Source organism: Prauserella flavalba (assembly GCF_003202235.1).
Lineage (GTDB): Bacteria > Actinomycetota > Actinomycetes > Mycobacteriales > Pseudonocardiaceae > Prauserella_A > Prauserella_A flavalba.
The window spans coordinates 20227-45382 of record NZ_MASU01000018.1 but is presented as its reverse complement, the minus strand read 5'-3'; the positions used below and the strand labels follow the sequence as shown (position 1 = coordinate 45382).

10 protein-coding genes, 1 tRNA gene and 1 pseudogene are annotated in these 25156 nt (G+C 65.5%); 9 read left to right on the top strand and 3 right to left on the bottom strand.

The window, feature by feature from the left end; genetic code table 11:
• Positions 1–91 precede the first annotated feature (91 nt).
• Genes BA062_RS34590 through BA062_RS34580 form a run of 3 tightly spaced genes read left to right on the top strand, consistent with a single transcriptional unit; the run spans position 92 to position 6431 of the window.
• Complete coding sequence (locus tag BA062_RS34590; RefSeq protein ID WP_110343359.1) at positions 92–1597, top strand: sigma-70 family RNA polymerase sigma factor; 1506 nt, start codon at positions 92–94, stop codon at positions 1595–1597.
• Positions 1598–1628: 31 nt separating this feature from the next.
• Positions 1629–4682, top strand: coding sequence for a helicase-related protein (locus tag BA062_RS34585; protein ID WP_110343358.1), 3054 nt, complete (start codon positions 1629–1631; stop codon positions 4680–4682).
• 12 nt (positions 4683–4694) lie between these two features.
• Positions 4695–6431 carry a hypothetical protein gene (locus BA062_RS34580; protein ID WP_110343357.1) on the top strand — a complete coding sequence of 579 codons (1737 nt, stop codon included), beginning with the start codon at positions 4695–4697 and terminating at the stop codon, positions 6429–6431.
• Here the strand turns inward: BA062_RS34580 and BA062_RS34575 are convergent.
• Entirely contained in the window at positions 6421–6837 is a 417-nt protein-coding gene (locus BA062_RS34575; RefSeq protein WP_110343356.1) for a very short patch repair endonuclease, read from the bottom strand. The genes BA062_RS34580 and BA062_RS34575 overlap by 11 nt on opposite strands.
• 86 nt (positions 6838–6923) lie before the next feature.
• Here BA062_RS34575 and BA062_RS34570 point away from each other — a divergent pair, with 86 nt between their 5' ends.
• Genes BA062_RS34570 through BA062_RS34555 form a run of 4 tightly spaced genes read left to right on the top strand, consistent with a single transcriptional unit; the run spans position 6924 to position 22870 of the window.
• Positions 6924–9785 (top strand): helicase-related protein, encoded by a 2862-nt coding sequence (locus BA062_RS34570; protein WP_110343355.1) that lies wholly within the window; start codon positions 6924–6926, stop codon positions 9783–9785.
• The gene (locus BA062_RS34565) at positions 9785–14482 is read left to right on the top strand and encodes a class I SAM-dependent DNA methyltransferase (RefSeq protein WP_110343354.1); all 4698 of its coding nucleotides are present in this window, start codon (positions 9785–9787) and stop codon (positions 14480–14482) included. Before BA062_RS34570 ends, BA062_RS34565 begins: the two co-directional genes overlap by 1 nt.
• A complete protein-coding gene (locus tag BA062_RS34560; RefSeq protein WP_110343353.1) occupies positions 14479–20724 on the top strand; it encodes a DEAD/DEAH box helicase in 6246 nt (2081 codons plus the stop codon). The genes BA062_RS34565 and BA062_RS34560 overlap by 4 nt, the downstream gene beginning before the upstream one ends.
• A gap of 16 nt (positions 20725–20740) precedes the next feature.
• A complete protein-coding gene (locus tag BA062_RS34555) occupies positions 20741–22870 on the top strand; it encodes a UvrD-helicase domain-containing protein (protein WP_110343352.1) in 2130 nt (709 codons plus the stop codon).
• A gap of 36 nt (positions 22871–22906) precedes the next feature.
• Here the strand turns inward: BA062_RS34555 and BA062_RS41465 are convergent.
• Positions 22907–23121, bottom strand: a pseudogene (locus BA062_RS41465) (hypothetical protein); the annotation flags it as partial.
• 422 nt (positions 23122–23543) lie between these two features.
• A tRNA-Arg gene (locus BA062_RS34550) sits at positions 23544–23616 on the bottom strand.
• 137 nt (positions 23617–23753) lie between these two features.
• Here BA062_RS34550 and BA062_RS34545 point away from each other — a divergent pair.
• Positions 23754–24404, top strand: coding sequence for a response regulator (locus BA062_RS34545; RefSeq protein ID WP_110343351.1), 651 nt, complete (start codon positions 23754–23756; stop codon positions 24402–24404).
• A gap of 45 nt (positions 24405–24449) precedes the next feature.
• Positions 24450–25142 (top strand): response regulator transcription factor, encoded by a 693-nt coding sequence (locus tag BA062_RS34540; RefSeq protein ID WP_110343350.1) that lies wholly within the window; start codon positions 24450–24452, stop codon positions 25140–25142.
• Positions 25143–25156 lie beyond the last annotated feature (14 nt).

Sequence of the window (25156 nt, the reverse complement as noted above, 5' to 3'; positions counted from 1 at the left end):
GATAACGATTGGGGAAACAACTTCGCCTGCATGCTTACGTTGGGGTGCTTCTTCCCGACGTTCCTGTGGAGCTGAGGGAGGAGTTTGGTCAATGGCGGCCCCTGCACGCCACACGGTGCGTCGACCGTCGATCGCCACGAGCGTAGACGATCTTGTCGATGAACTGCGTTCGATCGCGGAGAGTCACGATGGGCGTTCGGACGCGCGGTCCTTGATCGAGTTTGCCTCGCGTCATCGCTTGACTCACCGCGACGTCGACCGGTTGCTGGTCGCTCTGGGCCAAAGTGTATCGAGCTCGGCCGGCGAAGGTGGCACCAACGAGAAGGGCGAAGAGTCGAGCCAGATGAGGGACGGAGTCCCAGTCGAGGCGCAGAGTGGCGATGCCGCTTGGTTGTTCTGGGGCGAGACAGAGTCGATTTCCTTGCGAGACGTTAACGACATCGTGGGACAAGCGTTCGACGATCTGCTCGGAGACTGGTTGCGGAGAGGCCGGCACCTTGTTCAGACAGACATCGCGCTGCTCGTCAGCAAGCGAGGGCTGAATCCTGTCCAGCATCACGAGTTGCTGGAGATGCTGGAGGATGCCGGAGTCGAACTGGTGAGCTCCAGTCCCGTCCGGCCGCGGCGCTCCGCGAACCCCGGGCACCACCAGGACGCCGTCAGCCAGTACCTGAAGGCAGTGGCTAGCTATCCCCTGATCGACGGCGCGCGAGAGATCGAGTTGTGGTCTCTGATCTCACAAGGCGTTGCCGCCAAGAACGAGCTTGATAGGCCGGCGGGTGACGCATTGGACGCGGCCTTGCGCCGCAGCCTGCATTCGCAGATCGAGGGCGGACGACGCGCTCGTACCGAATTGGTGTGCGCCAATCTGAGACTGGTGGTGTCGATCGCCAAGAACTCACGCTACGAGGCGTCCGGGGTGGAGTTCCCGGACCGCATCCAGGATGGCAATTGTGGGCTGATCCGTGCGGCTGACAAGTTCGACGGATCGAAGGGTTTCAAGTTTTCGACCTATGCCACGTGGTGGATCAGACAGGCGATCGAGCGCGGTATCGGTGACCGCGGCAGGTTGATCCGGGTCCCCATTCACTTCCACGAGCAGGTCCAAAAAGTGCGGAAGGCGGTTCACGGCCTGACCGGGCGGCTCGGCAGGGAGCCCGCGTTGGCCGAGATCGCTGAGGAAACGGGCATGGAATCAGGACAGATTCAGGCGATACGGGACATCGACAGGCCCGTGGTGAGCCTCGATGCCCTGCTTGGGGATGATGGTGATCTCCGTTTGTCCGATGTGCTGATCACGGAGGAGGGCCGCGATGCCCGCGCCGATCCGGCGCACATCGTCATCCACGCGCAGATGCGGGAAGATTTGACACGCACGCTTCACTCCCAACTGTCGGACAGGGAGGTCGAGGTCGTGAAACGCAGGTTCGGCATTGGGACGGGCAACGAGGAGACGCTTGACGAGATCGGCGTGTCGTTCGGGGTGACTCGCGAGCGTATACGGCAGATTCAGGGAACGTCGATTGCCAAGCTGCGTGAAAGCGCACGTATAACCTCGTTGCGGTCGTACGTCGCCGATGATCCGAAGTTCGACTGAACCAGCATCGCTCTGGAGGGGATCAAAGCAGGTGAACGGAACCAATACCCAGTCGCCGGAGCAAGCGTGTCAAGCGTTCGTCGGCTGGCTCGACCGCCGGGTCGTCGCAGCCGGGCGAGGTGATGGACTGGATCGCCTGGAGGTCGCCCCGTCGGGAACCTTCTGGCTGGGGCGGTTGGCCTGTGAGGATGAGGTCCAGAAAGCTGCTGGTGACGAACGGTCCGAAGGACTGGACCCCTGTGCCATCGGCATCCGGTTGCGCCCGGCAAACCCTCCGTCGTGGTCGATGACCGTGATCGTTCGTGCCAGGGGATGGGTGAAGGATGGCAGAGACGGGCCTGAGCCAGACAAGCGCTGGTGGCGTACGGGCCTCGTCGAGGAGAAGGTGCCAGTGTCGGTCGGCGCCAACGGCGGATCGTTCGGCTCCGCGCAACTGGCTGCGGCCTTCGCTGCCGTGGGCGCACAGGGTCTGACCGCCGAGATACGTGTCGACGTGGAGGACTGGCACCAGCAGACCGAACTGGTCGTGCAGTTGGTCAACACGAGCCCGCAGAGGGGGCTCACCGATTCGCACTTGTACGAGACCGAGATCGAAATCTCGGGCCTGGCCACAGTGCCGTTCCAGATGGAGTCACTTCCTGACAGCTTCCGATACGACCGGGCCGTGCCAGCGTACGGGGTCAACGTCGGGGTCGACGTGGTGGCGCCAGGGGTCTTCCGCAGCACGGACACCGTCACCGTGCAAACCCGCAGGCCCATCTACTGGGACGACACCTATGCGAAGCCGGACCTGAGCTTCACGACCCTGGCCCGGGACCCGTTGCCGCAGCTGGCGAAGCTGGTGGATGCGCTGGCCGAGTACGACGAGGCGCATTGGTCACCAGCCGTGCTGGACGCCCGGCAGGATGCTGAGGGCTGGACGGACGCCATGCGTGCCGAGGCCGACACGTCCGCGCAGGCCGTGTTTGCCGAGCTGGACCGGCTCCGTACCGGCCTTGCGTTGCTGGAATCTACACCCACACTGTTACGGGCCTTCCGATTGATGAACGAGGCGATCGGCGACAGCACCAGGGGAAAGTACCCGGACTGGCGACCGTTCCAGGTTGGATTCTTGCTGTCGTCGGTCCGGTTCCTGGCCGAACCGGCGGACGAAGCCAAGTACGTCGACACCGTCTGGTTCGCCACCGGTGGCGGCAAGACTGAAACGTACCTGGGGTTGTTGCTGACGGCGGCGTTCTACGACCGGCTCACCGGAAAGACGATGGGGGTAACCGCCTGGTCCCGATTTCCTTTGCGTCTGCTCAGTTTGCAACAGACTCAGCGGTTCGCCGACAGCCTGGCCTCTGCGGAAGTCGTGCGTCAGGACCACGAGGTCGGCGGGGCGCCGTTCAGCCTTGGCTTCCTCGTCGGTCAGGCAGGCACCCCCAACAAGATCGTGCCGACGGCGACGGCGAAGCACGACGACGTCAGCCCGGATAGCCCGGGGATGCCAGACAAGTACCAGGTGCTGTTGCGCTGCCCATTCTGCCGTGACGAGAACCTGCGCATGCGCTTCAACAGGCAGGTTTGGACGTTGGAACACTGGTGCACCAACAAGAGCTGTCGTTACGGGAGTCGTCCGCTTCCGGTGTACGTAGTGGACCAGGAGGTGTTCCGATTCCTACCGACGGTGGTGGTCGGCACTTTGGACAAGGCGGCGTCGATCGGTCTGCAGCAGGCCATGCGTGGGCTGGTCGGGCCACCGCGCAGGTTCTGTTCAGAGAAGTGGCACGGGTTCACCTACGCGGAACGCGCGAAAACGCCGAACGGCTGTCTGGTGCCAAACTGTCAGGGCAGTTCGAGGGAGTTGCCGATGGACGCGAAGCGGTTCGCCCCGACCCTACGGCTCCAGGATGAATTGCACCTACTGCGAGACAGCCTCGGCGCCGTCGACGCGCACTACGAGAGCCTGCTCGACCATCTGCAGTACGAAACGACCCGGAGTCGGGCCAAGATCGTGGCTAGCAGCGCGACGCTGACGGGCTACGAACGGCAGGTCGACGTGCTGTACCAGCGTGAAGGGCGGGTGTTTCCTCAACCTGGGCCCCGCGCAGGCGAGTCGTTCTGGACGGTGCCGACCGATCAACCGTTGCGCCGGTTCGTCGCCGTCGCACCTCGAGGGGTGACTCTCGAACATGTCAGTGACCGGACCCTGGACACGTTGCAGCGCTGTGTCAGGGAGTTGATCAAGGAACCGGTGAGGGTCTGTGCGGAAGCAGGCGTCGATCCCGACCACGCCGAGATGCTGGTCAGCCAGTACGGTACCAACGTCGTGTACGGCTCCACCCTCTACGACGTGGAGGCTGCTGGGCGAAGCCTCGGCAGCAACAACACCGTTGACGGGATCAACGTAGAACAGCTCACTGGCCAGACCGAGTTCGACGAGGTTAGGGCGATTCTGGAACGGCTAGAGAAGCCGGAGGACGACTTTCTCGAGCGGGTGCACGTGGTCGCTGCGAGTTCGATGCTTTCGCATGGGGTGGACGTAGAACGGCTCAACACGATGGTGATGCTCGGCCTGCCGTTGACCACCGCCGAGTTCATCCAGACGACTGCGCGGGTCGGCCGTACCCGACCGGGCCTTGTGTACGTGCTACACAAGATCGGCCGCGAGCGGGATGCGCAGACGTTCCGGCATTTCGGCCCGTACGTGCGCCAGGGCGACCGGTTCGTCGATCCGATCCCGATCACCAGGCGCAGCCGCCGCGTCCTCGATCTCACGATCGCGGGTGCGGTCGCTGCCCGCACGCTGATGATCCGGGAACCAGCGAGTAAGCAGCGGCTGAGCACGCCCGAGAAGCTGCGTGACTACCTGCGCATCATCGGGCTGACGCCGCAGGAGGAGGCGGACGTGGTCGCGGCGGTGTTCGGCCTCGACGGTGCCGAGGACTCCCTGCATCAGCAGCAGATCCTCGACTGGCTGAAGGAATGGTTTGTCGACCTTGAAGACCCGACCATGAAGACGAACTTCATTGGCGAGATCGGGCCGAATCCGCCGATGAGGAGCCTGCGGGACGTCGAAGCGACCGCGCCCATTCACGATTGAGCTTGGAACGACATGACGATTTTGGGAAGTCGAAGCGGCAGTCAAATCCTGCGGACATTTCTGCCGGAGCAGACCGTCGACCTTCGCGGCGACATCTATCGGGTCACCGAATGGTCGGCGCCTTCGGCGATCGAGGTGGACATCGATCGAGTGCGGTGGAGTTTGCTGCGCGAGATCGCGGCGTGGACTGCGAACGACAACGACAGTGGAATCGGGGCGGAACTGCATCGGGGTGCATCGGTCGAGGTCGTTGAATTGGACGAGCGGCGCGGCGTCACCGTCGAACGGTATCCGGAGGTGTGGTTGTGTCGCGCCTGCAAACGCATCGGGAAAAGCCTGAACCGGTCGTGTAAATGCGGACAGCGCCGCTGGGGTCAATTGCACTTCGTCGGCATTCACGACTGCGGTCGAATCGAAGTTCCATGGATCCGGCGCTGTGTCACCCACGACGATGTCAAGGTCGTCATTCCGAAAAGTGCCAAGGCGGCTGACATCACGTTCGAATGTCCGGAATGCCATACGAAAACGATGACCGGACTCGGGTTCAACAAACCATGTCCGTGTGGCAACGGTACGTTCCGGTGGAATGTGCACAAGGCGCGCACCGTCTACACGCCACGCGGCCTCGTTCTGATCAACCCGCCTCGCCCGGAACATCGGGAAAATCTCAAGCTGGCGGGCGGCGCTCGGAAGGCACTGGCGTGGGTGGTGGACGGTCTCACCGCGCAGCGTCCGGCGGACGTCGAATCGAAGCAGACCAAGGAAGAATTCCTCGCCAAGCTGATCAAAGATGGCATGGACGAGACGTTCGCCAAGAAAATGGCGGACATGGCCGAACAGGGCGGGCAACTGGCGAAACCCGGTGAGCATCCGGTTGATTCCTTATCCGAAGCGCGTCGAGATGAGGCGGAGCGCGCGGCTGTCGACATCGCCATGGCGCTCGCTGAAAGCAGGCAGCCGACCACCGCATTGCGCAGCGCAACGCCTGGCGACCAACTCGATCAGCGCTATCGCACAGCCTACCCAGCGGCGCTGGCGCGCGCGGGTATCGACGGCCTCGACTTGGTCGACCGGTTCCCGGTCCTCACGGCCATGTATGGGTTCACCAGGGGCGACGACAACCCATCGAAGTGCACGCTGGTGCCGTTCCGTCGGCGCGGAGGTGGCTACCGGCTCTACGGCAACCTGGCCGAGACCGAGGCGTACCTGGTTCGCTTGGACCCGGTACGGGCGGCGAACTGGCTCACCGGGCAGGGCCACGCGCTGGCAGGGTGGTCGGCGGGGGACACCGATCCTGTCGTGGCTAGGGTGGCGATCCTGGAATCCATCACACCGCCGGACAAGAAGGCCCCCCAGTCTACCGGCTCTGCGGGCGCGGACCTGCTGCAGTTGATCCACACCTACGCGCACCGGTTCATCCGGCAAACGGCGGCATTCTCCGGGATCGAACGAGACGCATTGAGCGAGTACCTGGTTCCCGGGCACGTGGGATTCTTCGTGTACGCGGCGGCACGGGGTGACTTCGTGCTAGGTGGTTTGCAGGCGGTATTCGAGTCGAATTTGGATGATCTATTGACGGCGTTCGTGGACGCCGAGCACCGATGCCCGCTGGATCCGGGGTGTAGCCGTGGCAGTGGAGCGTGCAGCGCCTGCGTGCATCTGGGCGAGCCGTCGTGCAGGTTCTTCAACCGGTTCCTGAATCGGGGCACACTGTTCGGTCCCCGCGGTTACCTGCGGATCAGCTCATGACCCTGCGCCGCCACTCGGTCTCGACCCGATCGGCGGCCGATTCGGTCGGCTCGTGTTCCCACACGTGCAACACGTGCCAGCCGAGTTCGCCGAGCGCGTTGTCCTTGGCTCGGTCGCGGTCGACGTTGCGATCGAATTTGGCCTGCCACCACTCCCGGTTGGTGTGTGGCAACGTGCCGTGCTCGGGACAGCGGTGCCAGAAGCAGCCGTCCACGAACACCGCGACCTTCACCCTGGTGAGCGCGATGTCCGGACGACCGGGAAGGCCGGGATGGTTGACCCGGAACCGCAGACCCCGGCGATGGAGTTCGCGGCGCAACGTCACCTCTGGTTTCGTGCCCGAGCGGGGCTGGCGGCGCAGTCGAGCAGACGTCGCGGTGTCCAGCGGCGTTGGCGGGTGGTCCATGACTGCATACCCTAACCATCGATCGGCGACGAATCCGTCCCGGTGACGACTCTTGTCAGTGACGTAACGACGACTGAGAGGTAGCTGTGACAGCAGCGAAGTCCGAAGCCGACAGTGCATTCGCGCCTGGCTCAACGGTGCTCATCAGGGGCGAGGAATGGCTGGTCACCGCGGTGGAAGACACGGCTGACGGGCAGCTGGTGCATGTGCAAGGACTTGGCGAGCTGGTCAGGGACACCAGCGCGTCGTTCTATCGCAACCTCGACGAGATCGTTCCGCTGGAGCCAGCCGACGCGACGGTCGTCGCCGACGACAGTCCTCGCTACCGCACGGCCCGGCTGTGGCTGGAGTCGACGATCCGGAAGACTCCGCTCCCCATCGGCGAACAGACGTTGTCAGTGGCTACAAGGGGGCTCGCCGATGCGTTGAGCTATCAGCAGTCGGCGGTACTCAAGGCGCTCGATCCAGCCAACCTGCGACCACGGCTGCTGCTGGCGGACGCGGTCGGGCTTGGCAAGACCCTTGAAATTGGCATGATCCTTTCGGAACTGGTGCGTCGCGGGCGAGGCGAACGCGTTCTCGTGGTGACGCCCAGGCACGTGCTGGAACAAATGCAGCACGAGCTCTGGTGCCGGTTCGCGTTGCCGTTCGTCCGGCTGGACTCGGCGGGCATTCAGCGGGTACGGCAGAAGTTGCCTGCCACCCGTAATCCGTTCACGTACTTCAAGCGGGCGATCATCTCGATCGACACGCTGAAGTCCGACCGCTACGTGGCGAGCCTGAGCAAGCAGCGCTGGGACGCGGTGGTGATCGACGAGTCACACAACCTGTCGAACTCGGCTACCTTGAACAACCGGCTGGCCAGGATTCTTGCCCGCAACGCCGAGGCGTTGATCCTGGCATCGGCGACGCCGCACAACGGTCGCGCCGACTCGTTCGCCGAACTGCTACGGCTGCTCGACCCGTCCGCGGTTCCACCGGACGGCCGGCTCGACAAGGACGAGGTACGCAGGCTGGTCGTGCGCAGGCACCGGCACAGCCCCGAGGTCGCACAGGTCGTCGGCGCCGACTGGGCGCCGCGGCAGGAACCGGAGAACATTCTCGTCCCGGCGACGGCCGAGGAGAACGCGGTCGCCCGCGAACTTGCGGACACCTGGCTGTGGCCAGGAACGGGCGGGAGTCCTTACTCGGGGCAGAACGCGTCGTTGTTCCCGTGGACCTTGGCCAAGGCGTTCCTGTCCTCACCGGCCGCTCTGCGTGAAAGTATCGAAGGCAGGCTGGGCAGACTCGGCAACGACGATCGGGCCGCGCGGGAACGTCTGGCTCTGCGGAAACTCGCCGAACTGAACGACGAATGCCGGACCTCGGCGAAGTATCAGCGCCTGGTCGAGCACCTGAAGAAGATCGGGGTGGGCAAGAACAAGCCGGTTCGCGCGGTGGTGTTCGCCGAGCGGTTGGAGACGCTGCGCTGGCTTCATCGCAGGTTGCCACACGACCTGAACATGCCCGCCGACGCCGTGGCGTTGATGCACGGCGGGCTCGCCGACGACGAACAGCAGGCGGTCGTCGAGGCATTCAAGCAGGAACAGGCGCCGGTGCGGGTGCTGGTCACCGGGGACGTCGCGTCCGAGGGCGTCAACCTGCATGCGCAATGCCACCACCTGGTCCACTACGACATTCCGTGGAGCCTGATCCGGATCGAGCAACGCAACGGTCGGATCGACCGCTATGGCCAGAAACACCCACCACTGATCACTGCGCTGCTGCTCGACCCGGACGGCGAGAAGTTTGCCGGCGACGTTCGGATTCTGGCCAGGCTGCTGGAGAAGGAGAACGAGGCGCACACCGCGCTCGGCGACGTCGCCTCACTGATGGGGCACTACGACGTGAAGAGCGAGGAGGACGACATCCGCGCGGTGCTGGCCGGCAGCAAGGAGCTTGACGACGTGGTCCGCTCGGTCGCCGACGTCGCCACCGGCAACGACCTGACCGCGTTGTTCGCGCAGCTCTTCGACAGCCCCGCCACTCCGGAGCCGGAGCCGAGCCGACCGGACACGACGGGACCCGGTCTCGTGCTCTACCCCGACGAGGTGTCCTACCTGGAGGACGCGTTGCGTCAGGCGTTCATCGACCCCACCGCGCCACTGGCCAAGGGCGGCGTCAGCTGGCGAAGGGACGTCGACTTCGGTACCGCTGAACTCGAACCGCCACCCGATCTCGCGCAACGCTTCGACGTGCTGCCGCAGCGGTACCTCGCTGAACGAAAGGTCACCGAGAAACTCGTGCTGGCGACGACCCCGGCGCGCGGCAAGGACAGGATGGCCGCCGCGTTGCGTGACGCCACGAAGCTGAGCTGGCCGGACGCGCACTACCTCGCGCCGCTGCACCCGGTGCTGGACTGGGCGGCGGACCGGGCGCTGGCTGCGTTGGGGCGCAACGAGGTGTTCGCGGTGCGTGGTGCCGTGGACGCGCCCACGGTGCTGCTGGTCGGCACCTTGACCAACAAGCGCGGCCAGGTCGTCGCGGTTGCATGGCTGACCGCACAGTTCCCGGACCAGGACGACCCGTCGTTCGCCTTGATCGCCCCGCACGCATCGGCCCGGGACGCGCTCGTCGAGCTCGGCTGGGACCAGGTCCGCACCAACCCCGGTCCGGTCGACGTCACGAACGTGAGAGCGCTCGTCAAGCCAGCTGTTCGACAGGCCGAACGTCACCTGGACACGTTGTTCGAGGCGGCGGCCAAGGACGTGGCGAGCCGGGTCGAGCAATGGTCGACCCGGCTGGACCACTGGGACGACGAGGCTGAGGCCCTGATTCAGCGCAGTGAGCTCAAACGCCGCCGGGCCACCGTGGACCAGGAGCGGGCGATGGTGGCCGCGATGGCCCCGGACCGCCAACTGGTTCGCCCGTTGCTGGCGGTCGTTCCGGAAGCCGAAGGAGAGAAATAATGGCCGGTTCGGACGCGATCATCGTCGGTGAAGGCTGGCTCTCCGAGCACTACTTCAACACCGAGGCGACCAAGGAGTCGTTTCGCGCGAAGGTGTCGGAGCGACGGAAGTTCTGGGACGACGAAGACAAGGAGGGTCGCGAGACGCCCCGATCCAGGTTCGTTGCCGCCCGTCAGGACCTGGAACGCGATCTTGCCGTCATCACCGAACTGCTGGACCCGTCCGCAGAGGCCGGCGCCCGTGACGGCCGCACGGCCGATGGCGTAGCCGCGGACGTGCATGAGCGACTGCTTGGCATCCTCGGCTTGATCGGCCACGGCCTGGTGCTCGAGCGTACCGGGCCGCTGCTGCGGGTGTCGGCGCCCGGCGTCGAGAAACATGCCCCGTTGGTGGTGCTTTCCGCTCGCCCGGTCGTCGTGGTGGAGGATCTGCTCGCCCGCGACGCGGTGACGTTGCCGGAACCAGTGCAGCTCTCCGAGGACGACGAGGAGATCAAGTCTGTTGCCCGGCTGACATCGTCGTTGTTCGTCGCCGAGGAAGCTCCGGAGTTCGTGCTGGTGCTGGCCGGCCGGTGGGCGCTGCTGGCGGAGCGGGAACGCTGGGCCGAGGGGCGCTATCTTGCGGTCGACCTGCAGTTGGTCTGCGAACGCAACGACACCAGGAAGGCTGGCGAGATCGACCGGGCGCTCACCTGCCTGTCCGCGGAGTCGATCGCCCCGGACGCGGAAGGCGCCATCTGGTGGCACGGCGTGCTTGAAGCGTCGGTCAAGCACACGGTCGGGGTGTCGAAGGATCTCCGCGACGGGGTCCGCCTGTCGATCGAGATCATCGCCAACGAGGTACTCGACCGCCGTCGGGCACAAGGACTCGATCCGCTGCCCGCCAGCGAGGCGCAGGAGCTGGCGAAGCAGTCGCTGCGGTTCCTGTACCGCATCCTGTTCCTGCTCTACGCCGAGGCGTCACCCGAGCTCGGTGTGCTCCCGGTGGGCGCCCCGGAATACGACCAGGGCTACAGTCTCGACCGGCTCCGTGAGCTGATTCAGGTGGAACTGGCCACCCCGCAGGCTCGTAATGGCACCCACCTGTACGAATCCCTGGCGGTGCTGTTTCGGCTGGTCGACAACGGCCATACCCCGTCGATCAGTCACGACGAGGCGGAGGCCGCGGCCGGACTCACGTTCAACCCGCTGCGGGCCGACCTGTTCCAGCCGGCGAAGACCGCGCACATCGACGAGGTACGGCTCGGCAACGCCGCGTTGCAGCAGGTGCTCACGCACCTGCTGCTCAGCAAGGAATCCCGTGGCAAGGACCGCGGCTTCATCTCCTACGCCGAACTCGGCATCAACCAGTTGGGCGCGGTGTACGAGGGCCTGATGTCCTACACCGGGTTCTTCGCCGAAACCGACCTGTACGAGGTGGCCAAGGGCGGCGACGCATCAAAGGGTTCCTGGGTGGCGCCGGTCGACCGTGCCGACGGCATCTCACCAAACGACTTCGTCAAGACCATCGACCCACGTACCGGGGAGAAACGCCCGGTGCTGCACCCGAAGGGCTCGTTCGTCTTCCGCCTGGCCGGCCGGGAACGCCAGCAGTCCGCGTCGTACTACACCCCAGAGGTCCTCACTCGCTTCACTGTGGGCCAGGCGCTGGAGGAACTCCTCGACCAGGATGGAACGACGAGCGCGGCGGACATCCTCACGTTCACTGTCTGCGAACCAGCGCTCGGCTCCGGTGCGTTCGCGATCGAAGCGGTCCGGCAGCTGGCGGACCAGTACCTCAAACGCAGGCAGGCGGAACTCGGCATCCGGATCGACCCGGACGAGTACCCGCGGCGCCTGCAAGAGGTCAAGGCGTACCTCGCCCTGCACAACGTCTACGGTGTCGACCTCAACTCCACCGCGGTCGAGCTCGCGGAGATCTCGCTCTGGCTGGACACCATGGTCTCCGGACTGTCCGCACCCTGGTTCGGCCTGCACCTGCGCCGAGGCAACTCCCTGGTCGGCACGCGCCGTGCGGTCTATACCCGCAACCAGGTGAGCACCAAGTCCTGGCTCACCGAAGTCCCGCGCGACATCCCGCTCACTTCGCTCGTTGAAGACATTGCCAACAACCGGGTCGCCACCGACGGCATCCATCATTTCCTGCTACCAGCCGACGGCTGGGGTGCGGCCGCGGACGCCAAGGAAGCCGCGGCGCTCGCGCCAGACGCGGCGAAGGCGTTGAAGGAGTGGCGCAAGAAGGTCCGCACCAAACCCACCCAGAAACAGGTGAACGCGCTCACCGAACTGGCCCACCGAGTCGAGGTGCTCTGGCAGATCGCCTACCGCAGGCTCACCATCGCCGAACAGGAGATCCGCCGGGACATCCCGGTCTGGGGCGCCGACGCTCTCCCGGTCGGCGGCTCGGTTAAACGCGAGCAGATCGAAGCCACCCTGGCCGACCCGAACGGCGCCTACCAGCGCCTCCGCCGCATGATGGACGCGTGGACTGCGTTGTGGTTCTGGCCGCTGACCACCAAGACGGTCACGGTCGACGGCATCCCAGTCGCGCCGCCGAACCTCGACGGCTGGATCGAGGCACTACAGGCATTGCTCGGACGTAGTCCGGAGATCCGCAAGAAGAACTCGGGACCGACCCTCGCACATGCGGCCGACTGGGACGAACTAAACGACGCCGAAGACCTGGACCTCACCTTCGCCGGCGCTCAACCGGTAGCCAAGGTCTTGAAAGCCCACCCCTGGCTGGTGGTGTGCGAACGAGTGGCCCAGCAGCAAGGCTTCTTCCACTGGAACCTCGACTTCGCCACCGTCTTTGCCCGAGGCGGTTTCGACATCCAGATAGGAAATCCGCCCTGGGTCCGTCCTCGCTCCGACATCGACGGCCTCCTAGCCGAAGGCGACCCCTGGTGGCAGTTGGCCGTCAAACCGTCCGAGCAGAAGCGAGCGGAGAAGCGCGAAACCACACTGGCCCTGCCCGGCGCCCGCGACCTGGTTATCGACGGCGCAACCGACATAGCCTGCCTGGCTGAGTACACTGGCTCCTTGGCCCAGTACCCACACCTGCAAGGGCTCCAACCTGACCTGTACCGCTGCTTCATGGAACAAACCTGGCGACACGTTTCGCCGCGCGGCACCATTGGTCTGATCACCCTCGAATCCCACTTTACCGACGAGAAGGCAGGCGATCTGCGGGCGGCGGCGTATTCACGACTGAGGCAGCATTGGGAGTTTATTAACGAACTTCAACTCTTTGAAATTCAACATCAAAAACATTATGGCGTAAACATTTACGGCACTTCGCGGGAGTATGTAAAGTTCCTCAGTGCGGTGTCGATGTATCATCCCGACACCGCCATTCGGTCACAGGAACACGATGGATCCGGTCCCGAACCCGGATTCAAGGACCCGGATGGCAACTGGGATCTGCGGCCGCATCGGAGTAGGATCACCACGGTCACCGAAGACACCTTGGCCACCTGGCACGCGGTCCTCGAATCGGACGACGTCCCGGTCCGCCAGACCCGGATGGTCTACGCCGTCAACCGCTCTGCTGCTGCCGCGCTGGACAAACTTGCCCACTTGCCCCGGGTCGGCGAGCTGGGTCTTCAGTTCTCTCCTGGTTGGCATGAGAAGAACGACCGAACGAAGGGCTACTTCGAGTCGAAGTGGGGCACGCCCTCGGGATGGGATGACGTGATCCTGCAAGGGTCGCATCTCTTTGTCGCTACACCATTTTACAAGTTTCCGAACAGTACGATGAAGAACAAGGATGACTGGTCTGTCGGCGACCTTGAGCAACTTGCCGCTGATGCTGTTCCAATCACCATTTACAAGCCCCGCGGGGACCGAAATCGCTATGACCTCAAGTACGCGCACTGGGGTGAAGATGGCGAGTATGCGGCTCGTGACTACTACCGCATCGGTTGGCGATGTATGGCAGCAAACACTGGAGAGAGAACGCTTACGCCGGCTATCATTCCTCCGAATGCCGCGCATGTTGATGGCATCTTTTCGATGGGATCCCCTGAATGTGCTCCGAGGGCGATCGCTTCTCTAGCTGCCAAGTTATCATCAATTGTGAGCGACTTCTCGGTGAGAGTCGCACAAAAGTCAACAATACGCGCAGGAGTGGCAAATCGGATACCAATCGGTGAAGATCATCCGCTGGACGATCTTCTGATCTTGAGGTCTCTCCGGTTGAACTGTATCGTGAACGCATATGGGGGACTCTGGCGTGAATGTTATAGCGAGGACTTTTCAGGTGATCAGTGGACTGGTGGGTTCAAACACAACCGACGAGAGCCTCTCGGCGATGTGGGTCCAGTGTGGAGCAGTGACACGCCCCTACGCATCGCGGCTGATCGACGGCAGGCGTTGTTGGAAATTGACGCGCTGGTTGCGCTTGCACTCGGGCTCAGCGCTGACGAGTTGTGCTCGATCTATCGGACGCAGTTCTCGGTCCTCTACGGGTACGACCGGAAAGTCTATTACTACGATGCCAACGGACGTTTGGTTCCCAACTCTGTGCTCGCCGTGTGGCGGAAGAAGGGGGAGCGGATGTCCGAGGAGGAGCGGACGGCTACCAATCAGGCTGGCAACACCTACACGTACGAGTTGCCGTTCATTACGTTGGACAGAGAGCACGACATGCGTGTGGCGTATGCGGAGTTCCAGCGGCGGCTTGAGGAGCGCTCGTGAGTGAGCTGCTGCCGACGCTGCAGGCCCATCGGATCAGGACCGGGCTCGTCGACTACCTGACGACCACGTTCGGGCTGACCGACGGGGATGCACGCGAGGCGCTCGACCGGTTTCTATCCGATCCGGACACCGGCATGTTCAAAGGGCCTTACGTCCGCCTCCGCCTGCCGTTCCGGCCCGCCGACGACGGCTGGCGCGACACGCTCGACTGGTACGAGGGCTTCCCGCCCTACGGACACCAGGCCGCCGCGTTCGCCCGGCTCGCATCCAGAGCGGATGGACAGGACCGCCGCCCGCTGCCGACGTTGGTGACCACCGGCACCGGCTCCGGCAAGACCGAGGCTTTCCTGTACCCGATCATCGACCACGTCCTGCGTGCCCGGCGCAACGGCGAAAAGGGCACCAAGGCGCTGATCCTGTACCCGATGAACGCGCTCGCCAACGACCAGGCGGCGAGGCTGACCACGCTGCTCACCACGCATCGCGAACTCGCCGACGTCACCGCAGCTCTCTACATCGGCCAGGAAGGACCGACGCGCACCAGAGTCACCAAAGACGGGCTGATCACCGAACGCGGCGTCATCCGGGACACAGCGCCGGACATCCTCCTCACCAACTACAAGATGCTCGACCAGTTGCTGTTGCGCGCCGAGGACCAGGAGCTTTGGCGGCAGTCGGCGACCAGTCTGCGTTACGTGGTGCTCGACGAATTCCACACCTACGACGGCGCGCAGGGCACCGATGTCGCCATGCTGCTGCGGCGCCTCGGCCTCGCGTTGAAAAGCCACTGGAACGACGACGACCCGAGCATCGACGCCGCCGCGCGACGACGGCCGCTTGGGCTTGCCGCACCGGTCGCCACCTCCGCTACATTGGGTGACAAGGGCGACCCGACGGTCATGCTCGACTTCGCCGCCACCGTGTTCGGCGAGGAGTTCGACGCCGATGCGGTAGTCACCGAGACCCGGCTCAGCCTCGACGAATGGTCCGCGGGGGCGAACCCGGGACATCCTCCGGTCCCCTTGGCCGACCTCGACGTGCGAGGCATCGTGAACAAGGTCGTGGAGCTCGGACACGACCCGACCGGCGAACGACTCGCGCGCACCATGCTCGGAGCGCTCTACGGTCTCGACGAAAGGGCGTTCGCCGACGCCACGCCGGAACAGCTCAACGCCGCATGCCGGGCCCACCCGCTGATCCACGACCTCGTCCGGCACACCGAATCCGCGATCGCCCTCGACGACCTGGCCACCGACGTGCTGGACACCGACCCGGAGTTCGTCGGCTACGTAGTTGGTGCACTCGGGCACGTACGCGCGGTCGCGGGCCGGGCAGCGTTGTCGGTGGAGGTACACCAATGGGTCCGCGAGCTGACCCGCATCGACCGGACCGCCGCCGCGACCACCCGGTTCCGCTGGAGCGACGACGGTCCGGTCGTCGCGGACGACACCGAGCCCCGGCCGTCGTTCCCGGCCATCTTCTGCAGGCATTGCGGCCGGTCCGGCTGGGGTGTCGGGCTTGCCCCAGTCGGCAACAGCCTGGCCGTCGAAGACGACGACATCCGGCGCAACCACGCTGCCCGTGAGGGCCGGTTCCGGGCGCTGCTGTACGCACCCGTCGAAGCCGTCGCGGGCCTGGAAGGCGACCGGCCCCTCGAGGGACTGATGTGGTTCTCCGTGCGGCACCGGGAACTGCTCACCAGCGTCGCCGAGGACGACCCAGAACTACGCGACGGCTGGATCCTGCCGGTGCTCACCACCACCGGCCCCGACGCAGACGCCGACGCAAACAAGGACACCTGCCCGTCTTGCGGCCAGGAAGACGGCATCCGGTTCCTTGGAAGCGCGATCGCCACTCTGCTGTCGGTGTCGCTGTCCACGTTGTTCGGCACGCCCAGCCTAGACTCCCGGGAGAAGAAGGCACTGGTGTTCACCGACTCGGTGCAGGACGCCGCGCACCGGGCTGGGTTCGTCCAGGCTCGCTCGCACACCCTCACCCTGCGTTCGGTCTTCGCCGACGCCGTCGCCGACGGCCAGCTCACCCTCGAATCGCTGATCGACGAGGTGATCCGGAGGGCGGGCGACGACCCGTTCGCCCGCTATCGCATCCTCGCACCGGAATGTGCCGACCGGGAATCGTTCGTCCCGTTCTGGAACGCCCCGACGCTGCGAGCGGTGCCTGCAGCCGTGCAGTCGCGGGTGCGGAAACGGCTCGCGCTGGCCGCTGCGTTGGAATTCGGGCTCAACTCACGAACTGGACGCACCCTGGAACTCACCGGCGCGGTGGCCGTCGAGGTGGAAGCTGGGACGGCGGACCGCGTCGCAGGTGTCGCGCGGGCCGCGCTGGTGGGCACGTCGTGGCAGGACAAGCTCGATGGCGTCACCCGGGACGACGCCCTGCTGGTCGCGTGGGTTCGTGGCGTGCTGGACCGGATGCGCGCGCAAGGCGCCATCGACCACCCATGGTTCGATCGGCTACGCGCCGAGGACGGCCGCGACTGGTCGATCTGGGGTGGCCGGCCCCGTCACGAAGGTATGCCCGCGTTCCCCAGAAACCGGCCCGCTCCCGCGTACCCGAAAGTCGGTGGGACCGGCGCAACCGGGCGCGGCGTGGATGCCGTCACCGCATCCCAGTCCTGGTATGCCCGCTGGACCAGCCGAGTGCTCGACGTGTCTCCGCTGGATGGTGGGCGGCTGGCCAAGCTGCTGTTCGACCGGCTCGCCCGAGACGGTGTGCTCAGCACGACTATCAGCGACTCCGGTGCCACCGTGTACGCCATCCCGGCATCCGGCGTCGTGATCGCGCCGCCGGACATCACGCCGCGACTTCTGGTCTGTGACACCTGCCGGGCCGTGACGCCCGGTTCGCCCGCCACCATCGATCAGCTCCTCGCTGCACCCTGCTTGCACGTCCGCTGCAGCGGCCGGCTGCGCGAGGAGGAGTTGCCGGACAACTTCTACCGACGTTTGTACGCATCACCGGACATGCGTCGTGTGGTCGCCCGTGAGCACACCAGCTTGCTCGACGACGAGACCCGGCTGGCCTACGAAGACGGGTTCCGCAACGCGGCAGGAAGCCCACAGGCGCCGAACGTGCTGGTCGCGACGCCGACGCTGGAAATGGGTATCGACATCGGCGACCTGTCCGCGGTGTTTCTCGCTTCGTTGCCACGCACCGTGGCCTCCTATCTGCAACGCGTCGGCCGCGCCGGTCGGCTGACCGGCAACGCGTTGAGCCTGGCGTTCGTCACCGGGCGCGGCGACCAGCTCCCCAAGATCGGCGACCCGTTGTCCGTCGTGGACGGTGAGGTCCGTCCGCCAGCCACGTATCTTGCCGCCGAAGAGATCCTGCGCCGCCAGTTCACCGCCTATCTTGCCGACGGGTTCGCCCGCGACCCGCGTCGCCCACATCCGCACACCGCGGTCGGCGCGATCGGCTCGGACAAGCCGGGCACCTTCCTCGGCGAACTCGTCCGGCATGCCGAACAAGGAGCCGACGAACACGTCGCTTCGTTCACCTCGACATTCGCGAACCTGCCTGCCGACGTCGTCACGGAACTACGAGAGTGGCTACGGCCCAGTTCTGGGCCAGCAACCAGTGGCTTCGCCGCGCACGTGCACGCTGCCAGCGCGCGCTGGCAGTCCACGGTGGAGACCTTGCGGCAACGGCAGGAAAAGATCGCCGAGTTGCTGCCGGATCTGGAAGCCAGGGTCACGTCCCCCGCTGCCACCGACGACGACGAGCAGGCACTGCGCTCGGCGAGGGCCACCGCGAAGCTCACCGCAGGCCAGCTCGCTCACCTGCGTAGCACGTATTGGATAAGCGTGCTGGAGGAGTACGGGCTGCTCCCCAACTACACGTTGCTGGACGACTCGGTCACTCTCGACGTCGGGTTGTCCTGGACCGACCCGGACACCGGTGCACATGAGTATGGCTCAGCCCAGTTCAATCGCGGTTCCGCGCTGGCGCTGCGCGACTTCGCTCCCGGCGCCACGTTCTACGCCCGTGGCTGGGAGATCACCATCGACGCGGTCGACCTCGGGCTGGACGGCGCGTCCATTCGTACCTGGGCGTTCTGTCCGTCGTGCGGCTATGCCCTGGACGTCGCCGAGAGCGGCCGAGACCTACCTGTCCCGCCGTGTCCCCGATGCGGCGACCGAGGCATTTCCGACACCGGGCAACGTCTCGACGTGGTCGAGCTGACCAGGGTCTCTGCCGAAGTCCGGCGTGACGAGGTGGCGATCTCCGACCGGCGCGACGACCGAGACCGGGCCGCCTTCAATGTCGTCACCGCCGCCGACATCGACCCGGCGAACGTGGTGCGTCGCTGGTTCGTCGAGGACACCGGGCTCGGCTGCACCTACCTGCGCAGCGTCGACATTCGCTGGATCAACCTTGGAGCACCTGGCCAGGGCGCCACCCGCAGGATCAGCGGTGAGGAGCGGCTGGGGCAGCTGTTCCGGGTGTGCTCCGGGTGCGGGAAGAAAGACACCGAGACCGGACGTAACCGGCCGCACGAGCACCGACCATGGTGTCCTTACCGGACGGCGACGGATGAGGTGACCAGCACGATCGCATTGTCCAGAACGTTGCGTACCCAAGGGCTGCTGATCAGGCTGCCGCGAGCGGTCACCGTTGGCGACGACTTCGCGGTTCCCAGCATCGGCGCTGCGCTCCTGCTCGGATTGCGTGAGCGTCTGGGTGGCCACCCAGACCACATCCAGGTCGAGTTTGTGGTGGATCCGACGCATTCGGACGGCGCCGACAACCACGACGCGATCCTCCTGCACGACGTGGTGCCCGGTGGCACCGGTTATCTCGCCGAAACCGCCGACCCGGATCGACTGCGTGAGTTGCTGTTGCTTGCCTGGCAACGGGTGCGTGAGTGCGAATGCAGGCACGAGCAACGCCTGGCCTGTCATCGCTGTCTGCTGCCGTTCGTGGCCCCTGGCATGGTCCGCCGAGCATCCAGGTCGTCGGCAGAACGGCACCTGCGTACCCTGCTGGGCTTGCCTGCCGACGAGTCGACAGCACCCGAAATGGGCTGGAAGGTGACCGAAGTAGCGCCCCACGAGGAACCGGATTCTCATCTGGAACGTGCGTTCCACCGGCTGTTCGTCGCCAAGCTCCGTCGTGCGGGCGCCACCGTCACCGAGACGCCCGGCTCCACAGGCAACGTAGTCCGGTTCACCTTGCCCGGCGGGCACCGGCAATGGACGTTGACCCCGCAGGCCAACGTGGCCGACGCGCGACCGGACTTTCTGTTGCACACCAACGACATGAACGTGCCGGACGTCGCCATCTTCACCGATGGTCGCGCCTACCACGCCACGTCGACCTGCAACAGGCTCGCCGACGATGCCGCGAAACGCGCGAACCTGCGTGACGCCGGCGTGCTCGTCGTCGCCGTCACCGTGGCGGATCTCGACGCACCCGAAAAGCCGACCTGGTACCACCCGGACCTGGCTGGGAGCCTGCAGACGGTCCCGCAGTTCCAGGCGCCGCCGGAGGCATACCGGGCACTCGGGCGCGGCCCAGTCGAGTGGCTTGTCGATTGGGTGCTCGCGCCGGCTCCGGACGCGGTTCGCGCGGTCGGCAGGGCAGTGCCGATGCTCCTCTCCCGCGGCGCCCAACCGGTTTCCGTCACCGACACCATCGACCTTGAGGTCGTCGCCAGGGCGGTCCTGCTCGACGAACACCTCCCAGTTGGCGATCGCAAGGTCCACCTGTACCGGGCAGGCGCGCTCGCCGCCGTCGTCGAGATGCTGCCGACGATGGTGGTGCGAGTTGCGGTCGTGCTGGACGACCGCGACGAGACCTTGGACGATGCGCACGCCGATGCATGGCGTGGTTGGCTGCGACTGGCCAACGCGCTCACCGCGCGCGATTGGCCGACGGTGATCACCACGACCAGTCTGGTCACCCCGGCATCGGCGCCAGTGGAGGAATCGACACAGGAAGACAGGCCGCTGGGTGCCTGGGCCGACGTGTACGACGCTGCCGCCTCGGACTTCGAACGCCAGCTGATCACTGCGCTTGCCGCGCACGGCGGGATTGTGCCACCGACGATCGGCACCGAAGGACCGGACGGGATCATGCTCGATGTTAGCTGGCCTGCACAGCGCGTCGCCGTTGCCTTCGACCACACGCCCCAGCAGGACCGCGAGGACTTGATTGCGGCAGGATGGCAGGTCGTGGAACCCACACTGGAACAGATCGTCGTCGCACTCGCATCGGCATAGGAAATTCGGGGGAACGATGCCGACCATCATCATGGGCAAGCTGGCCAGCAAGATCGACGGTTCGATCCGCGGCAAGGCCATGGCATTCCTGCAAAAGCTCGGGATCGACGACACCACGTCTGGCCTGCACGTCGAACCCATCGAGAACGCTGCCGATCCACGGGTTCGCACAGGCAGGGTGGACAACTTCTGGCGAGCAGTCATGTTCCGCCTCGACAGTGGCGGTGAGCGCCACTACGTCATCCACGGCATCTGGCCGCACGACGACGCGATCGCCGTGGCGTGCCGGGTTCGGTTGAGCGTCAACCCGATCAACGGGCTACCGCAGATCGTCGAGGTCGAACCACCGGCCGAGTCGTTCCCGACGGACGCCAAGCCGTCGGCGAGCCAGTCGTTGCTCGTGCGTCTGGGGCATGACCGCGACGCGTTGGTCACGACTCTCGGACTGCCGGAGCGCGTAGCCGATCAGGCGCTGGCCGCCGTGGACGAAGACGCTGTGTTGGATCTTGCCCAGCGGCACGACGGCTGGATCGGCACGATCCTGGTCGATCTCGCTGCTGGCGACACGGTCGATTCGGTCGTGTCGCGGATGGAACTCGAGAAGACCGCTCCTTCGGGAGATGACGACGCGGACGTTCTGCACTCCCTCAAACGACCAGGAGCGGCCCTCCAGTACGCCTTGATCGGCGATCAGGACGAGCTGCGTCGCGTCATCGAAGGAGGCGACTTCGGCGCCTGGCGGATCTTCCTGCATCCCGAGCAGCGCCGCTACGTCGAACGCAGCTACCAAGGCCCGTTCAGGCTGTCTGGAGGAGCAGGCACCGGCAAGACTGTCGTGCTCGTGCACCGTGCTCGCGCGCTGGCGCGCCGTGACCCTGATGCACGTATCGTGCTGACCACCTTCACCACGAACCTTGCCGATGCGCTCAGCGACAGCCTCACGCAACTCGACCCACGAGTACCGCAGGCGAAGAAGCTCGGCCAGCCGGGTGTGTACGTCACCGGTGTGGATGCCCTTGCATCTGCTGTTCTGCGCAGTGCCGGAAGCAGCCTGGCCGCCAGCGTACGTGAGGTGCTCGGGGAAGACCGGTCCGCGCCACTCGCCCGAACAGCCGGCACCCGATGGCGAGAAATCGTCGAGTCGACCGGTACGTCACTTTCGCCAGCGTTGGCCAACGAGTCGTTCTTGTCGAGCGAGTACGGGCACGTCGTGCTCCCAAACAAGATCCACGACGAGGCGGAATACCTTCGAGTGCGCCGCTCTGGTCGGGGCGTAGCACTGGATCGGGCCACGCGCTCAGCTGTGTGGGAGCTCATCGCGGCGTACCGGGCGCAAAGTCGCGTCGACGGGAGTCTCGACTTCTCGGAAGCTGCTGCCGTCGCTGCCGCACATCTGGCTAAGCAGACGGATAAGCCAGCCGACCACGTTCTCGTCGACGAAGGCCAAGACCTCTCGCCAAGCCACTGGCAGTTGCTGCGTGCACTCGTCAACGAGCATCCGAATGACCTGTTCATCGCCGAAGACGCACACCAACGCATCTACGGAACGCGTGTCGTGCTGAGCCGGTACCGCATAGCGATCGTTGGTCGTTCGCAGCGACTCACCCTGAACTACCGAACCACTGCGCAAAACCTGCACTATGCGATGAACATCATCGAAGGTGGTCAGTACATCGACCTGGAAGACCAGGCGGAAACCACCGGCTACCGTTCGGCGCGGACCGGCCCCGGACCGACGATCGTTCCCGTCGAATCCCTCGGTGCGGAATTGCAGGTCATCGGCGACCATGTCCAGGCTTGGGTAAGGGCCGGAACCGATGCCGACACCGTGGCGGTCCTCGTGCCGGACCGTTTCCATCGTGACCGGGTGGTGACGGCGCTCACCGAGCGTGGCGTCGATGCCCGCGCTGTCGATCGGGACCGACCACCGCAGGGACGCGTGGCAGTCATGACCATGCACCGCGCCAAGGGAACGGAATTCTCCAAGGTCGTGATCGCGGCCGACCGTCCGTCCCCAGTGGAATTGGCACGCCTGGAAGCGCTAGCCCCATCCGAACGAGCCGACGCCGAGCTTCGCCGTCGATCTCTGCGGTACGTAGCCGCCACTCGCGCCCGGGACGAATTGGTAGTCGTAGGCCACAAGTGAGATAACCACTCGTGTGGGAGCTAATGCCCGGAGGCACGTCGCGCCGAGCGTGAACCATTTCGCACGCCGCACCAACGGGCCCGTGTGTGAACGACATGCCGCGCGGTCACCTGCTCTGCGCGTAGGATCGCGATCAGCACGCGTGACACCGTCGGATCGAGCAGCCATGCGGCGGGTCCGGCAACTGCCGCCCGCCGCGAAGGTCCGGCAGATTTGGGGCTTCCGGTAGAACGAGACCATGGTCTCGGCATCGAGCTTCGCTAGCGTGACCTTGCCGAGCACTGGTCAGATGTGCGTTCGGATGACGGCCTCGTAGCGGCGCCGTGGCGTGACGTCGACATCAAGCAGCTTGAGGTAGCAGTCGATGAGCTGGTCGACGGTGGTATTCGTGCGCGGACTGCGCTGCTCGTTGATCTCGTCAACGAGCCTGACGCGGACCTTCTCGGCGGCCCTGGCCGCAGGGGCCGGCGGGGTCGGGCTCGAATTGAGAGTGACCAGGGCCAGTCAACGGTAGGCGCCGGCGTAGACACTCACCCCAGCGCGCCGCTTGGCAGGGGCTCGATCCTGCCAAGCGGACGCTTGGTGCCTGCTGTCCTTTCAGCCGCCATTGTGCGAGACCACGGCAGTTCGCACCATGAGTTGACCGAGTGGTTCAAAACGCCTCTGACTTGTGCGCCCCCGGCAGGATTCGAACCTGCGACACCCGCTTTAGGAGAGCGGTGCTCTATCCCCTGAGCTACGGAGGCTGGTCGTGCTCGGGCCTTAGCTTAGCCGTACCGGCCGCGCGTGGGTGAGGCGGACCTTGACTACACGCGAGTTGCTCACTGTAATACCCAGACTACCAGTGGGTAACTAGCCCTTGGATGCGGCGCGGAGGCTTCGGTTGATCAAGGTCATGTTCGCCGACGACGAGGAACTGGTCCGGTCGGGGTTGCGGGCGATGATGTCCGTCGCGCCGGACATCGAGGTCGTCGGGGAGGCCGTCGACGGCAGATCGGCCGTCGAGACCGCCCGGCGCTACCAGCCCGACGTCGCCCTCCTCGATATCAAGATGCGCGCCCCCGACGACGGCATCCGGGCGTTGCGGGCCATTCAGGCGCTGCCGGCGCCGCCGAGGGTGGCGATGCTCACCACCTTCGACGTCGACTCCTACGTCAGCCTCGCCCTGAGCTTCGGCGCCAACGGGTTCCTGCTGAAGGACATCGAGCCCGCCGTGCTGGTGAGGGCCGTTCGCGACCTCGCCCGCGGCGGCGCCGTGCTCGACCCCAGCGTCGCCGCCCGCATGGTCAACGCCCACCGCGACGAGCAGCGGGCCGCCGCCCCCGCGCGCAAGCTGCTGGCCTCGCTCTCCGAGCGCGAGCGCGAGGTGGTGGGGCTCATCGGGCAGGGACTGTCCAACGCCGAGATCGGCGGGTCGCTGCACCTCTCCGAGGCCACCGTGAAGGGCTACGTCTCGGCCGTGCTCTCCAAGATCGGCGCGGCCAACCGGGTCCAGGCCGCCCTGCTCGCGTACAGGGGTGGCCTGGTCGAGTGACGCGGCGTTAAGGACAGTCTCAGCTCAAGCGGTAAGACTGTTCCCATGCGCATTCTCGTTGTCGACGACGATCGGGCCGTCCGTGAGTCCCTGCGGCGGTCCCTGGAGTTCAACGGCTACCAGGTCGACGTCGCCAGCGACGGCGCGCAGGCGCTGGAGAAGGTCACCGGCGACCGGCCGGACGCGATGGTGCTCGACGTCATGATGCCCCGGCTCGACGGCCTCGAGGTGGCCCGCAGGCTGCGCAGCACCGGTGATGACCTGCCGATTCTCGTGCTCACGGCGCGCGACACGGTCTCCGATCGCGTCTCCGGGCTCGACGCGGGAGCCGACGACTACCTGCCGAAGCCCTTCGCGCTGGAGGAGCTCCTCGCCAGGTTGCGCGCACTCCTTCGCCGCGCCAGCGCCGAGTCCCAGGGCTCGCAGCATTCCGAGGTGCTGTCGTTCTCCGACCTCACCCTGGACCCCGGCACCCGCGAGGTGCGCAGGGGGGAGCGGCCGATCAGTCTCACCCGCACCGAGTTCGCCCTGCTCGAACTCTTCATGTCGTACCCGAAGCACGTGCTCACCCGCAGCCGCATCCTGGAGGAGGTGTGGGGCTACGACTTCCCCACCTCGGGCAATGCACTGGAGGTCTACGTCGGCTACCTGCGGCGCAAGACCGAGGCCGAGGGTGAGCCCCGGCTGATCCACACGGTGCGCGGCGTCGGCTACGTGCTGCGAGAGACCCCACCGTGACACAGGCACCACCC